Origin of the sequence: Actinomadura sp. 9N407, from assembly GCF_044326315.1 — a bacterium.
Classification (GTDB): domain Bacteria; phylum Actinomycetota; class Actinomycetes; order Streptosporangiales; family Streptosporangiaceae; genus Spirillospora.
On the sequence record NZ_JBIRAW010000017.1, the window covers coordinates 39,083 to 52,847 of the forward strand.

The window sequence follows — 13,765 nt, forward strand, 5'->3', positions numbered from 1 at the left end:
ACATGGGGGTGACCGGCTTCGACTTCGGTAGGTCGAGCCAGGGGAAGCGGGTCGAGGGTTGCTGTCGTGACCTCGTTAATCCTGTGACAGCAAACCAATAACTGCCAACAAGAAGCAGTCCGAGTTCGCTCTCGCCGCCTGAGGCGAGTAGCGACTCTGTCAGCCCGGGTGAGTCTCCGCCCCGGGGTCTGACATCATCAGGAGACTTCACCTGCCCACCCGGTCGCGGGGTGAGTGGGAACATCTAACAGCGACTGAGCCTGTCGGCGACGCGCCTGCGCGAGCGCCGGGGCTGAGAAAGCGTTAAGCAGGCTGCACCCGGAGAAGCCCTGACTCATCATCGAAGGACGCGGGTTCGATTCCCGCCACCTCCACCATGAAGAACAGCCCGTCCGAAACATGCGTTTCGGGCGGGCTGTTCTGCTGTCGGCGGCAGCCTTACCCTGTACGAGTGATTCCAGCGACCGACGCCGACGAGCTGCCCCGTATCCCGCTGAGCCGGAGGCGGGTGCTGCGCGCGGCCGTGGGGTTGGCCGACCGTGACGGCCTCGACTCGCTGACCATGCGCCGGCTCGCGCAGGAGGTCGGGGTCGAGGCGATGTCGCTGTACCACCACGTCGCCAACAAGGAGGCCGTCTTCGACGGTGTCGTCGAGGTGGTCCTCGGGGAGGTCATGGCGGCGGTGGACGAGGTCGAGGCCCCGTCCCCGGAGGAGGACTGGCAGGCGGCGCTGCGTGCGCGGATCCTTGCCGCGCGGGAGGTCTTCCTGCGCCACCGCTGGGCCCCGCCGGTACTTGAGAACCGGGCCACCGCGAGCCCGGTCTTCATCGCTTACTACGACCAGGTCGTCGCCATCCTCCGGGCGGGCGGGTTCTCCTTCGACCTGGCCCACCGTGCGCTGCACGTTCTGGGCAGCCGCGCCCTGGGGTTCACTCAGGAGTTGTTCCAGCCCGACGGCGCGCAGAGCGCGGACGAGGCCGGCGCGGTCATGGAGCAGATGGCCGACCGGTTTCCGAACATCGTCGGGATGCTGGCGGACGCCGTCCATGACGATCCGGACGGCACCCTGGGCTTCTGCGACGACCAGTTCGAGTTCGAGTTCGCGCTCGACCTGATCCTCGAAGGGCTGGAGCGGCGCCGCGCCGCTGGTTCGTGACCCTCTCCTGAGTGCTTTGGGCACCTTTGGTGACCGGTTGATCCCTTCTGTCGTGGCCATTGACTCCCTTACGTCGTATGGATACCTTACGGCGTATGACAACCTTACGCCGTACGACTGCGCCGAGGCATCGAAGGGGAGACGCCATGAAAGCTTGGGGCTGGGACCGTTACGGCTCGCCTGACGTGCTGACTCTCAAGGATGTCGCTGAGCCGGACATCGCCCGGGACGAGGTGCTCGTGCGGGTGCGGGCGGCGTCCGTCAACCCTTACGACTGGCGCCACCTGCGGGCCGACCCGAAGCTGGTGCGGCTGAGCATCGGCCTGCGGCGGCCCAGGCCGGGCCTGATCCTCGGCGCCGACCTGGCCGGCGTGGTCGAGCGGGTGGGCGACGATGTGACCGGTCTCCAGCCGGGTGACGAGGTCTTCGGGGAGGTCCGGCTGGGCTCGTTCGCCGAGGCCGTCGCCGTCGCGGAGAACCGGCTGGCCGTCAAGCCCGCTCGCCTCACGTTCGAGCAGGCGGCGTCGGTTTCGATGGCCGCGCACACCGCGCTGCAAGGGCTGCGGGACGAAGGGAAGATCTCCGCTGGGCAGCGGGTGCTGGTCAACGGGGCCTCCGGCGGTATCGGTACGTTCGCCGTTCAGCTCGCCAAGACGTTCGGAGCCGAGGTCACCGGTGTGTGCAGCACCCGGAACGTCGGGCTGGTCCGTTCCCTGGGCGCGGACGAGGTCGTTGACTACACCCGCGAGGATTTCACCGAACGGGAGGGGCGTTACGACCTGCTCATGGACATCGTGGGCGACCGGTCGCTGGCGGCGCTACGGCGCCCGCTGACGTCCCGGGGGACTCTGGTGATCGTGGGCGGCATCGCCTCGGGCCGCGGCGCGTTGCTCGGCCCGGCGGCGCAGATTCTCCGCGGGGCCCTGGCCTCGCCGTTCGTCAGCCAGCGCATCGTCAACGTGGGGTGGAAGCCCAACTCCGCGGACCTGCGGTTCCTGGCGGAGTCGATGGAGAAGGAACGGCTCGTGCCTGTCATCGACCGGACCTACCCGTTCGCCGAGACCCCTGAGGCGCTGCGGTACATCGAGCGCGGCCACGCCCGTGGCAAGGTCGCGATCACACTGTGAGCGGGACCTTGTGGACCTCGTCGGCCCGGTGGCCCGCCCGCTCGTGGACGCGCTGCACCGCCTCGGCGGAGGGTGCTTCGGACAGGCAGTAGACCAGGCCCGCTTCCGGGTCCGCCCAGGCGTGCTCGAAGGTCACGCCTTCCTCCGCCTGGATCGCCAGGTCGGCGTCGTGCGCTTCCTTCAGTTGCTCGGCGGTGATGCCGTTGAGTCCGTGGTGTACGTCCATGAACGTGGCCATGGCCAATCCCTCCCGTGAGGTCTCTGGACCGGATTCCCGGTCAACGTACTGCCGCGCCTCGGTCTGACGAACCCACGGAAGGGATCGGTACGTCCTAACCGGGGCAAATTGTGGTGCGGGCCGCTTCGGGGAGGGACTGGAGGCGGTGGGCCGGGAGTTCCAGGAGGGTCGTGTTCTCGGACCAGGGGGCGGCCTCGGCGACCAGGGCTCGGGCCTGGCGCTTGGTGAGGGCGGGGTCGAGCTTGATCAGGGCGTCGCGCCAGGCGTTGGCGACCTTGCCGTGGGCTCGGTCCATGAGGGTACGGAGCAGGCGGCGTTCCGGGTCGTGTTCCGGAGGGCGGCGGACGGCGTCGAGGACCGGGCCCTTGGACGCGATGTCGTAGACGTGGTCCAGGATGGCCGGCGGTTCGGTGGGTTCGGCGAGGAAGACGCGGACGTGATCGGCGCGGGTGGCCAGCAGGACGCGGAGGAGGGCGGGCTCCAGGCCGGCCGGCAGGGCGATGGCGACGTGGCGGAGGGTCGCGGCGTAGGGCTTGGCGAGCCAGGTCGTCAGGCGGACGCGGGGGACACCGGGGAGGATGTCCTTGGGCCAGTCGCCGACCAGGACGTTGGGGCTGAGGTCGGCGAGGCCCTGTGCGGTGAGGCCGAGGGTCGTGTGGGACTCGATCGACTGCGGGCCCTGGGTGTAGATGGCGGCGCTGAAGCGTTCGGCCCTTGCCGTGGCGGCGGGCACGCTCTTGGTGGTGGGGCGCAGGATGTAGAGGTCGGCGGCCGAGCCGATGGCCTCGGCGCCGAAGTAGCGGTTGAAGTCCGGGTAGATGGCCTCGGACACGAGGTTGAGGTCGCTCAGGGCGTTCTGCACCTTGAGGGCGAGCGCGGGGGTGCGGTCGCTGGCGCCGTACGCCAGCAGGATCCGGCCCTGGGCGGGGTCGCGCAGGCCCTCGATCGCCCGGGCCACGAACAGGCCGACGCCGTCGGGCGTGTACGGCGGGTCGGTGATCGCCAGGTCGGCGTACTCGCGGGTGGAGGGCGGGAGGCCCAGGCGCAGGTCGGCCCACCTGGTGTGGACGTTCAGGCCGAGGTCTCCGGCCGTGGCGTCGATGTAGGCCAGGATCCGTTCGTCGATGTCGACGACCGTCGTCTCGACGTGGGGGTGGATCATCGCGACCGCGAGCGAGGTCAGGTCGTGGTCGCCCACGCAGAGCAGGCGCGTGCCCGGCAGCCAGAACCTGGCGCCCAGGAGCAGTGCCCGCCGTACGACCGTTTCGGGGGTCGCGGACACGTGGTCGAGCGCGTGCCGGCCTCGGGGGGCGTGGGCGATGAGGTCGCCGAGGCGCTCGATGGTCTCGGTGTGCTGGGCGAGGAGGTGCTCGACGGGGTCCGCCGGGGTGAAGGGCCGGTGGGCGTCGAGCCGCGCGGTAAGGTCCTTCCGCTGCTCCGGGGTCGGGCGGAACCTGTCCTTGGAGCGTTCTAGGGAGAGGTCCGCCAGGATCGCCTCGATCGATCGCCTGGGGGTCGCCGTCTCGCGGACCAGGTCGGCGAGCGTCCACCAGCGGCCGTCCGCCAGCAGGCTGAGCGCTGTGTGGGCCCGCAGCGGGTCCACGCCTTCCGGTCCGGTCTCCATCCGGGAAGCCTATCGACCTGGGACGGGACCGCGCGGGTCGGGCCTGTTCCCGGAAAGTGCGCGCGGAATTCATCCGTGGCCGAAGGCGGGCGAAGTCCTGGTGTGTCGACTTCGCAGGGTTGTGAGGGGTGTGGATTGGTGCGTTCCTGTTTTGTCGCGGGCGATAGTTCTTGGGGACGCTGATGACGCCGGGGCCTAGTGGGGAGCGAGGGAGGGCCGGAATGCGTCAGGGAGGAGGAGCGGCGCACAATTGCCGCGACTTTCGGTCGACGTATTCCTGATGGTCCAGGAGCACTTATCTACCTAGCGTGCGTAGTGGTCGCGGATGGTTCTCTTGTTCAGGCTCCAACGGATTGAATATCGTGGCCGGGTGGTCGCCGGGGATGCACCGCTCCGCTTTCGACAGGTGCCTCTCGCTACGGCCGGGGCGACGGTACGGCTCATCGGGGGGAACGATGGCGAACGCGAAGCTGACACATCCGGACCAGTGGCCGCGGATATCGGGGATCGTGCCCGTGCGGCAGCGCAGGCGGCTGGCGGTACGGCGGGTCTGGAACCTCGTCGGCCGGCGGGCGGAGCTGGACGAGCTGCTCGGGGTCCTCGAGCGGCTCGGTACGGGGAGCCGGCTCATCGAGGTGACCGGGGACGCGGGGATCGGCAAGACGGCGCTGCTGAGCGAGTTCTCCAAGGCGGCGCGGGCCAGGGGCGCGCTGGTGCTGGCGAGCTGGGGGACGGAGGGGCCGCGCGACGCCCGGTACGGGGCGTTCGACGACGTGTCGCTCTTCGAGGGGGCGCCGGAGATCCGCGGCCGGCTGGCGGAGTTCTTCCCCGAGGACGCCTCGCTGCGGCACCCGCCGGACCGGGTCGTCCGCGAGCTGCTGGAGGAGATGGCCGCGCCCGCGCTGGTGCTGGTCATCGATGATCTGCACGCCGCCGATCCGGGCTCGCTGGCGCTGCTCGCGGGGCTGCTGCGGCGGCCGCCGCGGGTCCCGGTGCTGTTCGTGGTGGCGTACCGCGACCAGCAGGCGGGGACGGCGCTGCGGTCGGCGCTGGACGGGGCGTCCCCGCATGTCGGGGCCGCGCACCTGCCCCTGGACGCCCTGTCGGAGGAGGAGATCGGGGAGATCCTCGCGGAGCAGGGCATCGCGAGCTGGCAGCGGCAGCTGTACGAGGACAGCCAGGGCAATCCGGCGTACCTCAAGGCGCTGATCTCCGAGCGGCTGGCGTCGCCGGGGTCGGTCGAGCAGGGCGGGAGCCCGGGCCATTACGCGGTGTTCCTGCGCGAGCTGGACGGGGTGAGCGAGGAGGCGCGGGCGGCGGCGGACGCGGCGGCGGTGGCCGGGGGGCAGTTCGACGCGGAGCTGGTGGCGCGGATGCTGGACCGGCCGGATTCGGTCACGCTGGCGGCGATCGGTGAGCTGATCGGCCGGGGCGTGGTGCGGCCGGAGGCCAGGGGACCGTACTTCGCGTTCCGGCATCCGCTGGTGCATCGCGCGGTCTACTTCGGTGCCGAGCTGAGCCGGCGGATGCATCTGCACTCCAGGGCCGACGCGGTGCTGAGGGAACGCGGCGCGGCGGCGCCCGAGCGGGCCGTCCACGTCGAGCAGCGCGCCAGGCACGGCGACCTGGAGGCCGTCGACGTGCTGGACGAGGCGGCGCGGGCGATCACCGGGACGGCGCCGGTGACGGCGGGGTCGTGGCTCGCCACGGCGCTGCGGGTGCTTCCGCGGGGCCCCGAGCACGTGCAGCGGCGGGCCCGCCTGCTCGTACGGCTGGCGAAGGCCCGCGGTGCCGCCGGCGACATGCGCGGCTGCCGGGACACCATGCACGAGGCGCTGCGCTTCATGTCGCGGGAGCCGGCGTCCGAGCATGCCAAGGCGGTCGCGTTCACCGCGATGATCCAGCGGATGCTGGGCAACCACGCGGAGACCGACGCGATGCTGCGCGCGGAGTACGAGGCGCTCGGCGAGGCCGACGAGGTGGGCCGGGCGGCGCTGGTGTTCGAGATCGCCTCGCGCGAGCTGAACAAGGGGGACTGGTCGTCCTGCTCGCGCTGGGCGGCGCAGGCGCTGGAGCTCGCGCGGCGCAACGGCCACCGCTCGCAGGAGCTGGCCTGCCTCGGGCTGATGGCGAAGGCGAACGTCAGCGTCGGGGAGCTGGAGGTCGCCTCCGGGCACCTGGCGGCGGCGACCGCGATCCTGGACGGGATGCTGGACGGCGACTTCGCGTACAGCCTCGACGCCGTCGTCTGGGTGGGCTGGAGCGACGCGCTGCTCGAACGCTGGGACGAGGCGCTCTGGCACTTCGACAAGGCGATCCAGTTCGCCGGCCGGACGGGGCGGCTGCTGGCGCTCCCGCACCTGCTCGTGGGCCAGGTGTTCGCCCTCTACAACCGGGGCCGGCTGGACGAGGCGCGCCGCGCCGCCGAGTACGCGGTGTATTTGGCGCAGCGGTCCGGCAGCCCCGAGCAGCTCGTCAGCGCGTACTCGATGCTGGCGTGGGCGGACACGATCATGGGCCGGTTCGACCGGGCGGAGGAGAGCGGCGCGGTCGCGACCGGTCAGTTCCGCGGTACGGTCAGCGGCTTCGAGGCGCTCGCCCTGCGGATGCTGGCCGAGGCGCGGCTGATGACCGGGGACGCCGAGGGCTGCCTGGCGCTGGTCGGCCCGGTCGGCGGCCCCAATCTCGGCTCGGCCGACGCCTGCTCCCGGGTCGCCTGGTACGAGCTGCTGACCCGCGCCGAGCTGGAGCTGGACCGGCCGGAGGCGGCGACCAAGTGGGCCGAGTCCGCCACCGCCGCCGCGCAGATCCTGGACCAGCCGGGACGGGGCGCGCTGGCGAGCCTGGCGATGGCCCAGGCGCTGCTGGCCACCGATCCGGAGGCGGCGCTGTGCTCGGCCGAGCGGGCGGCGTCGGGGCTGGCGGCGGCGGGGATGGCGGTGGACGCGCTGCGCGCCAAGGCCGTGCTGGGCGCGGCCCTGTGGCATCACGACCGCTACGACGACGCCGTGCGGGAGCTGAAGGACGCCCAGCTCGGGCTGGAGCGGCTGGGCGCCGTCACGCTGAGCCGGCTGGCCCGCAAGGAGCGGCGGCGGCTCGCCGCGCGCAACTCCCGGGCCAGGACGGCGGCCACGGCGGCCACCTCCGCCGCGCTCGGGATCGTCGCCGTCCTCACCGAGCGGGAGCGGCAGATCGCCGACCTGGTGGGGGAGGGACTGACCAACCGCCTGATCGCCAGGCGGCTGCACATCTCGGAGAAGACGGTGGAGATGCACCTGTCCAAGGTCTTCGCCAAGCTCGGGGTGTCCAACCGGGCCGCGGTCGCGTCCATGGTCACCCGCGACCGGCCCGCGGCCGATCTCGCCTAGCCGGCGGTCACCCGGGCTGCATCGAGGCGTAGATGGCCCGGGTGTCCTCGGCCCAGGGCGCCGACCGCATCGTGTCGCGGTCGAGCCGGATGTGCACCCGGGTGCCCTCGGCGTGGACGGTGGCGTGGTCGCCCGACAGGACGCGGAACCCGTACGTCACGCTGCTCTTGCCGAACTTCTCCACCCACAGGTGGACGCGGACCGTACCGGTCCCGAGCACCGGGGCCATGAAGCCGATCGAGTACGAGGCGACCGCGACGAAGGTGTCGGGATGCGTGGCGGCGCCGTTGGCGAACGTGTAGCCGCGGCTTTCCCAGAAGTCCGTCAGGGTCCGTTCGACGAGGATCTGGTAGCGGGCGTTGTGCACCATTCCGAGCGAGTCCAGATCGTCGAAGTGCACGAAGTGCGAGTCGTGGTAGCCGTATTCCGTCACGGCGGCGGGGCGGGTCTCTGCGGTCACGATTCACTCCCAGGCGGTACGGAGGGGATGGCCACCGTACCCCTGGAATTTCCACTCGGAGCGGCGTGTCAATCCGCCGTCAGTGCCCCGTCAGTGTCGCGTCAGGGCGCGGTAACTCCGGCATCAGTGTCCGGTCGGAGCGGCGCTTCACAATGGCGTGACTCGCCCCCCACCGGCCCGGAGGCCCATGATGACGTCCTTGGAGATCGGTCCCGAGATCGGCCCCGCCGTTGAGGGGATCATGGAAAGGCGCGGCCGCCGGACCTGGTTCGGTGTGGTGGGCGAGATGGCGGGGGACCGGGCTCCGGTGATCGTCTGCCATGGCGGTCCCGGAATGACGCATGACTACCTCCTTCCGGTCGCGGATCTGGTGGGACGGGGACACGCCTGCGTGTTCTACGACCAGTTCGGCAACGGGCGCTCGGGCCACCGGCCGGACGCGCCCGCCGATTTCTGGACGGTCGAGCTGTTCGTCGACGAGTTGGCGGCGCTGATCGAGCACGTGTCGCCGCCGGACGGCTACCACCTGCTCGGCCACTCGTGGGGCGGCATGCTCGCCCTGGAGCTGGCGGCGCGGCGTCCGGAGGGCCTGCGCTCGATCGTCGTGGCGGACGCCTTCGCGTCCAGCGCCGACTACCTGGACGGTGTGGCCGGGCTGGTGGCCGGGCTGCCCGCCGACGTACGGTCCACGATCGAGGAGCACGAGGCCGCGGGCACCACGGAGTCGCCCGAGTACCAGCGTGCGGTCCGTGCCTTCTACGGCCGGCACGTCTGCCGGGCGCGGCCCGTACCGGACGAGGTCATGCGGACCATGGCCGCGCTCGCGGGCGATCCCACCGTCTACACCACGATGGCCGGGCCCAGCGAGTTCCACATGACGGGACCGTTGAAGGACTGGACCATCGCCGACCGGCTGCATCTGGTCGACGTGCCGGTCCTGCTGATCTCGGGCCGCTACGACGAGGTGACGCCGGGCGCGGTCGAGCCGCTGCGCCGCGGCCTGCCGGACGCGCGCTGGGAGCTGTTCGAGGAATCCAGCCACATGCCCCACATCGAGGAGCGCGACCGCTTCACCGACCTCGTCGCCGCCTTCCTCCGTTGACTCGTGGCGTGTTGGCCGCTCGGGACGTCCCGAAAGGCGAACACGCCACGAGTTAACCCGGGGGGGCGGTCAGGTGGGCGTCAAGGGGACGTCAGCGGGGCTCGCCAGACTGGCTGATGTCGGAGCGGTTCGTCGGGGGAGCGCAGATCATGGTTTCTGGTCGGGTCGCCTGATGGGGCGCGCGGCGGTGCTGTCGGGCGTCGGCGGGCATGTTCCGGGGCGGGCGGTCTCGAACGAGGAACTGGCCGAGCGGCTGGACACCTCGGACGAGTGGATCCGGTCGCGTACCGGCATCGAGCGCCGCCACTTCGCGGCGCCCGGCACGGCCACGTCCGATCTGGCCGTGGCCGCCGGGGAACGAGCGCTGAAGTCGTCCCGCGAAGGCACGGCGGACGCGGTCGTGGTGGCCACCACCACGCCGGACCGGCCCTGCCCGGCCACCGCGCCGGCCGTGGCCGCCCGGCTGGGGCTCACCGGCGCGGCGGCGTACGACGTCGGCGCGGTCTGCACCGGGTTCGTCTACGCGCTCGCCAGCGCGAGCGGGCTGATCGCCACCGGCGTCGCCGAGCGCGTGCTGGTGATCGGGGCGGAGACCTACTCCGGCATCCTCGACCCGCTCGACCGGTCCACCTCGGTGATCTTCGGGGACGGGGCGGGCGCGGTGGTGCTGCGCGCGGGCGAGCCGGACGAGCCCGGCGCCGTCGGCCCGTTCGACCTCGGCAGCGACGGCGGCGGCCGGGACCTGATCACCGTCCGGGCCGGCGGCGCCGAGCAGCGGCTGTCCGGCCGGGAGCCCGCGCCGGCGGACCGCTACTTCGCGATGGAGGGCAAGGAGGTCTTCTGGAACGCGGTGGTGCGGATGGCGGCCTCGTCCCGGGCGGTGCTCGGCCGGGCCGGGCTGGACACCGGCGGGATCGACTGGCTGGTCGGCCACCAGGCCAACCTCCGGATCCTGCGGAGCCTGGCCACCGAGCTGGGCGTCCCGGCCGAGCGCAACCTCGGCAACATCGCCGAGGTCGGCAACACCGCCGCCGCGTCCATCCCGCTGGCGCTCGCCGACGCCCATGCCGCCGGCACGCTCGCGGCCGGCGACCGCGTCCTGCTGACCGCCTTCGGCGGCGGCCTCACCTGGGGGTCGGCGCTGCTGACCTGGCCCGACCTGGCCCCCTCCTGAACGAGCACGGCCTGAACGAGCACACACACCCACACCGGAAGGCAGGAGCCGTCATGGCAGCCATGTACGACACGCTCGTCGATCTGCTGGTCAACCGCTTCGAGGTGGACCGCGCGGAGATCGAGCCGGGCGTCACCTTCGAGGATCTGGAGATGGACTCGCTGTTCCTGGTCGAGCTGCTGCTGGTGGTGCAGAGCGAGCTCGGCGTCAAGGTCGGCGAGGACGCCGCCTCGCCGCGCGACACCATCGAGCGGGCCGCCGAGCTGATCGAGGAGCAGGCGGCGATCGCGGCGCGCGCGTCATGACCGCGCCCGGCATCGCGGTGACCGGGATCGGCCTGGTCACCGCCGCCGGCGTCGGCGCCGGGGCGAGCTGGAGCGGGGTCTGCGGCGGGGTCTCGGCCGCGCGCCGGGACCCCGCCCTGGCGGGCCTGCCGGTCGACTTCTCCTGTACGGTCCCGGACTTCGACGCGGGCAGGCTCGTCGGCCGCCGCAGCAGGCTCGTGCACGACCGGTTCGTCCAGCTCGCGATCGTCGCGGCCCGCGAGGCCGTGGCCGACTCCGGACTCGACCCCGAGACGTGGGACGGTGCCCGGGTCGGCGTGGTGATCGGATGCGGCCTCGGCGGGGTCGCGACCTGGGAGCGGCAGCACCGGCTCCTGCTGGACAAGGGACCGGACGCCGTCTCGGCGCTGCTGATCCCGATGCTCGTACCGAACATGGTCGCGGGCCATCTGGCGATGGAGCTGGGCGCGACCGGCCCCAACCTGGTCACCGCGACGGCGTGCGCGTCCGGGGCGACCGCGATCGGGACGGCGCTCGGCCTGCTGCGCGACGGCGCCTGCGACGTGGTCGTCACCGGCGGCGCCGAGGCGGGCGTGAGCCCGCTGATCGTCACCGGGTTCGCGCAGATGGGCGCGCTGTCCACGCGGACGGCCGACCCGGCGGCGGCGTCCCGGCCGTTCGACGCGGACCGGGACGGCTTCGTCATCGGCGAGGGCTCCGGCGTCCTGGTCCTGGAACGGGAGGCCGACGCGGTGGCGCGCGGGGCACGCGTCCGGGCCCGCGCGGCCGGGTACGGCGCCTCCGCCGACGCCCACCACATGACCGCCCCCGACCCGGCGGGCGCCGGAGTGCTGCGCGCGCTGGATGCTGCATTGGCCGAGGCGGGCGTCGGGCCGTCGGACGTCGACCACGTCAACGCGCACGGTACGTCCACTCCGCTGAACGACGTCGCCGAGGCCAGGGTGCTGGCCCGTACGGTCGGCGGCGGCGCCGCGGTCACCTCCACCAAGGGCGTGCTCGGCCACACGCTGGGCGCCGCCGGGGCGATCGAGGCGGCGCTGACCGTACTGGCCGTGGAGACCGGGACAGTGCCGCCGACCGCCAACCTCACCCGCCAGGATCCCGAGATCGACCTGGACGTCGTCGCCGGCTCACCGCGCGCCCGGCGGGTGGACGTCGCGGTGAGCAACTCCTTCGGCTTCGGCGGCCAGAACGCGGTCCTGATCTTCACCGCCGCCTGAGCCCCCAACGGTCGACTCGTGGCGTGTTCGCCCTCGGGACGTTCCGGGATGGCGAACACGCCACGAGTCAACGGGCGCGGTCAGCTGGCGGCGTGGGTTTCGGGGAGGGTGAGCTCCGGGTCGTGGGCGAGGATCGCGGCGTAGCGGCGCTGGAGCGGGAGGCCGGGTGACAGGCCGAGCTCCTGGTCGAGGAACCGGCGGGTGTGGTGGAACTGCTCCAGTGCCTCGCCCTGCCGGCCCGACCGGTAGAGCGCGAGCATCAGCTGGTCGCTGAGCCGCTCGCGCAGCGGATGCTGCGCCACGAGCCGCCGCAGTTCCGGGATCGCCTGGCGCTCGTCGCCGACGGCGAGCCGCGCGCTGATGAGGTCCTCCTGCGCGGCCAGCCGGCGCTCGTCGAACAGCGCGGCGGCGGCCTGGCAGCGCAGCCCCTCGCCCGCGTCGAGCAGGGCCGGGCCGCGCCATAGCCGCAGCGCGGCCGTCAGCAGCTCGGCCGCGTGCGCGGGACGGTCGTGCAGTGCCGCCGCGCCCTGGGTGGCCAGGTCGAGGAACCTGTTGCCGTCCACGCCGTCCTGCGGGATCTCCAGCAGGTAGCCGTTGCGGACCGAGCGCAGGGGCGTGTGGCCCGCCCCGTCCAGCAGCCGCCGCAGCCGGCTGGCGTGCGCCTGCAGGGCGTTGCGCGCGTTGCGCAGCGGCCGGCCCGACCACAGCTCGGCGGCCAGCTCCTCGTGCGATATCGCCTGGCCCGCCTCCAGTGCGAGGACGGCGACCAGGGTACGCACTTTGCCGGCCCGGATCTCGTGTTGCCTTCCGTTCACCGTGAGGGACACGGTGCCAAGGATTCCGATCTGCACGTCACTCCTATGTCGATGAACATCGACGGACATTGACGCGGGGATGCGTTCGCTAATAACGGTTCAGCGATGATTTTCGATGATTACCGGGCGGTGGTGGTGATGTCAAGACGAGGCTTTTCCTTCGGGCCGGCGAGTGTTGGTGGACCAGGGGTCGTCCAGGGGGACCCCAGGGGGTGCCTAGGGATTGCCCCAATGCCGCGGAAAGGTGCCCGGTGTGACACTGGACGAGTCTCGACCTGGCAGCCCGACAGGGGATCGGAGTGAGCGAGTGACGAGTGAATCCGAGATCGCGGAACCGTGGCCGGTGCCTCGCATCGACCACGTCATGGTGCTGGTGGACCGTCCCGCGTACGACGCGGTGGCGGCGAGCCGGTTCGTCCGCGAGCGTTTCGGCAGGCTCAAGGAGAAGCACGCCGACAGCTCGGTGGCCGGCGCCTACTCCACCCTCGGGGTGGCCGGGGACAACACGCTCATCGAGCTGTTCGGTACCGAGATGCCGGGCTCCGCGCCGCTGACCGGAGGGCTGGTCTTCTCGTTCGAGGTGCCCGGCTCGTCGCTGGCCGCGCGGGCGCTGCTGGACCGGTCGGAGGGTGTCGAATACCGCTATGACCTGGTCGAACGCGGGATCGACGGGGAAGCGGAGAAGCGGCCCTGGTACCACCTGATCAGCGCCGGTCTGGGGGAGGGCAGCCCGCTGCTGCTGTTCCTCAACGAGGTGACGCCCGAGTACTTCGCCGCGGCGGGCGGACGGCCCGCCGCGGACGGGACGCTGCGCCGGAGCGACTACCTGGACGCCGTGCTCGGCGGCCGGCCGACCGACTCCCAGGCAATGCGCGACATCGTCGGCGTGACGCTGCTGACCGGTCCGGAACGGGCCCGGGCGATGGCCCGGACGCTGGCGGTGTTCGGCTTCACCGTCACCGAGGACGCCGGCGGTCTCGAGGTCCGCGGGCCGGATCTGACCCTGCGCCTGCGGATCGACGAAACCGCGCGCGAGCGGATCACGGAAATCCGGTTGCGCATATCGCCGGAACGCGCCGAGCCCGGTGAATTCGATTTCTCCGGCGGTTCCCGTCTGGTCATCGAGGCGAATGGCGCCGCGCGCTGGTTCTTCAACTGAGTGCGGGCCGCGGTCGC

12 protein-coding genes and 1 other RNA gene are annotated in these 13,765 nt (G+C 72.0%); 9 read left to right on the forward strand and 4 right to left on the reverse strand.

Translation table 11 applies throughout. From position 1 onward, the window contains the following. Positions 1-4: 4 nt before the first annotated feature. From ssrA to ACH34Q_RS25555, 3 genes are all read left to right on the forward strand, one after another. Positions 5-377, forward strand: a transfer-messenger RNA (tmRNA) gene (gene ssrA / locus ACH34Q_RS25545). A gap of 74 nt (positions 378-451) precedes the next feature. Then, positions 452-1,156, forward strand: a complete 705-nt coding sequence (locus ACH34Q_RS25550; RefSeq protein ID WP_395985585.1) for a TetR/AcrR family transcriptional regulator — start codon at positions 452-454, stop codon at positions 1,154-1,156. A gap of 146 nt (positions 1,157-1,302) precedes the next feature. Then, on the forward strand, positions 1,303-2,283 hold the full coding sequence (locus ACH34Q_RS25555) for an NAD(P)-dependent alcohol dehydrogenase (RefSeq protein ID WP_395985586.1): 981 nt from the start codon (positions 1,303-1,305) through the stop codon (positions 2,281-2,283). Here the strand turns inward: ACH34Q_RS25555 and ACH34Q_RS25560 are convergent. Both ACH34Q_RS25560 and ACH34Q_RS25565 read right to left on the reverse strand, forming a co-directional pair. Further along, positions 2,273-2,521, reverse strand: a complete 249-nt coding sequence (locus tag ACH34Q_RS25560) for an SCO4226 family nickel-binding protein (RefSeq protein ID WP_395985587.1) — start codon at positions 2,519-2,521, stop codon at positions 2,273-2,275. The two genes, ACH34Q_RS25555 and ACH34Q_RS25560, sit on opposite strands and share 11 nt — an antisense overlap. 94 nt (positions 2,522-2,615) lie before the next feature. Next, on the reverse strand, positions 2,616-4,145 hold the full coding sequence (locus ACH34Q_RS25565; protein ID WP_395985588.1) for a bis-aminopropyl spermidine synthase family protein: 1,530 nt from the start codon (positions 4,143-4,145) through the stop codon (positions 2,616-2,618). Between the two features lie 455 nt (positions 4,146-4,600). On the opposite strand from ACH34Q_RS25565, the gene ACH34Q_RS25570 reads away from it, so the two are divergent. Further along, a complete protein-coding gene (locus ACH34Q_RS25570; RefSeq protein WP_395985589.1) occupies positions 4,601-7,513 on the forward strand; it encodes an AAA family ATPase in 2,913 nt (970 codons plus the stop codon). 7 nt (positions 7,514-7,520) lie between these two features. On the opposite strand, the gene ACH34Q_RS25575 is transcribed toward ACH34Q_RS25570, so the two are convergent. Continuing rightward, positions 7,521-7,973, reverse strand: a complete 453-nt coding sequence (locus ACH34Q_RS25575) for an acyl-CoA thioesterase (protein ID WP_395985590.1) — start codon at positions 7,971-7,973, stop codon at positions 7,521-7,523. Between the two features lie 187 nt (positions 7,974-8,160). On the opposite strand from ACH34Q_RS25575, the gene ACH34Q_RS25580 reads away from it, so the two are divergent. The 4 genes from ACH34Q_RS25580 (at position 8,161) to ACH34Q_RS25595 (ending at position 11,774) form a co-directional block, all read left to right on the forward strand. Next, positions 8,161-9,075 (forward strand): proline iminopeptidase-family hydrolase, encoded by a 915-nt coding sequence (locus tag ACH34Q_RS25580; RefSeq protein ID WP_395985591.1) that lies wholly within the window; start codon positions 8,161-8,163, stop codon positions 9,073-9,075. Between the two features lie 172 nt (positions 9,076-9,247). After that, positions 9,248-10,249: a beta-ketoacyl-ACP synthase III gene (locus ACH34Q_RS25585; RefSeq protein WP_395985592.1), complete on the forward strand. Its 1,002-nt coding sequence runs from the start codon at positions 9,248-9,250 to the stop codon at positions 10,247-10,249. A gap of 53 nt (positions 10,250-10,302) precedes the next feature. Continuing rightward, positions 10,303-10,554: a phosphopantetheine-binding protein gene (locus ACH34Q_RS25590; RefSeq protein WP_395985593.1), complete on the forward strand. Its 252-nt coding sequence runs from the start codon at positions 10,303-10,305 to the stop codon at positions 10,552-10,554. Further along, positions 10,551-11,774, forward strand: coding sequence for a beta-ketoacyl-[acyl-carrier-protein] synthase family protein (locus ACH34Q_RS25595; RefSeq protein WP_395985594.1), 1,224 nt, complete (start codon positions 10,551-10,553; stop codon positions 11,772-11,774). Before ACH34Q_RS25590 ends, ACH34Q_RS25595 begins: the two co-directional genes overlap by 4 nt. An 80-nt stretch (positions 11,775-11,854) precedes the next feature. On the opposite strand, the gene ACH34Q_RS25600 is transcribed toward ACH34Q_RS25595, so the two are convergent. Beyond that, complete coding sequence (locus ACH34Q_RS25600) at positions 11,855-12,625, reverse strand: BTAD domain-containing putative transcriptional regulator (protein ID WP_395985595.1); 771 nt, start codon at positions 12,623-12,625, stop codon at positions 11,855-11,857. 271 nt (positions 12,626-12,896) lie between these two features. On the opposite strand from ACH34Q_RS25600, the gene ACH34Q_RS25605 reads away from it, so the two are divergent. After that, positions 12,897-13,748, forward strand: a complete 852-nt coding sequence (locus tag ACH34Q_RS25605) for a DUF5829 family protein (protein ID WP_395985596.1) — start codon at positions 12,897-12,899, stop codon at positions 13,746-13,748. Positions 13,749-13,765 lie beyond the last annotated feature (17 nt).

Excerpts from the sequence above, each read along its gene's own strand:
- ACH34Q_RS25560 (WP_395985587.1), bottom strand. The coding sequence starts at position 2,521 with ATGGCCACGTTCATGGACGTACACCACGGACTCAACGGCATCACCGCC.
- ACH34Q_RS25595 (WP_395985594.1), top strand. The coding sequence starts at position 10,551 with ATGACCGCGCCCGGCATCGCGGTGACCGGGATCGGCCTGGTCACCGCC.
- ACH34Q_RS25585 (WP_395985592.1), top strand. The coding sequence starts at position 9,248 with ATGGGGCGCGCGGCGGTGCTGTCGGGCGTCGGCGGGCATGTTCCGGGG.
- ACH34Q_RS25555 (WP_395985586.1), top strand. The coding sequence starts at position 1,303 with ATGAAAGCTTGGGGCTGGGACCGTTACGGCTCGCCTGACGTGCTGACT.
- ACH34Q_RS25570 (WP_395985589.1), top strand. The coding sequence starts at position 4,601 with ATGGCGAACGCGAAGCTGACACATCCGGACCAGTGGCCGCGGATATCG.
- ACH34Q_RS25590 (WP_395985593.1), top strand. The coding sequence starts at position 10,303 with ATGGCAGCCATGTACGACACGCTCGTCGATCTGCTGGTCAACCGCTTC.
- ACH34Q_RS25580 (WP_395985591.1), top strand. The coding sequence starts at position 8,161 with ATGATGACGTCCTTGGAGATCGGTCCCGAGATCGGCCCCGCCGTTGAG.
- ACH34Q_RS25565 (WP_395985588.1), bottom strand. The coding sequence starts at position 4,145 with ATGGAGACCGGACCGGAAGGCGTGGACCCGCTGCGGGCCCACACAGCG.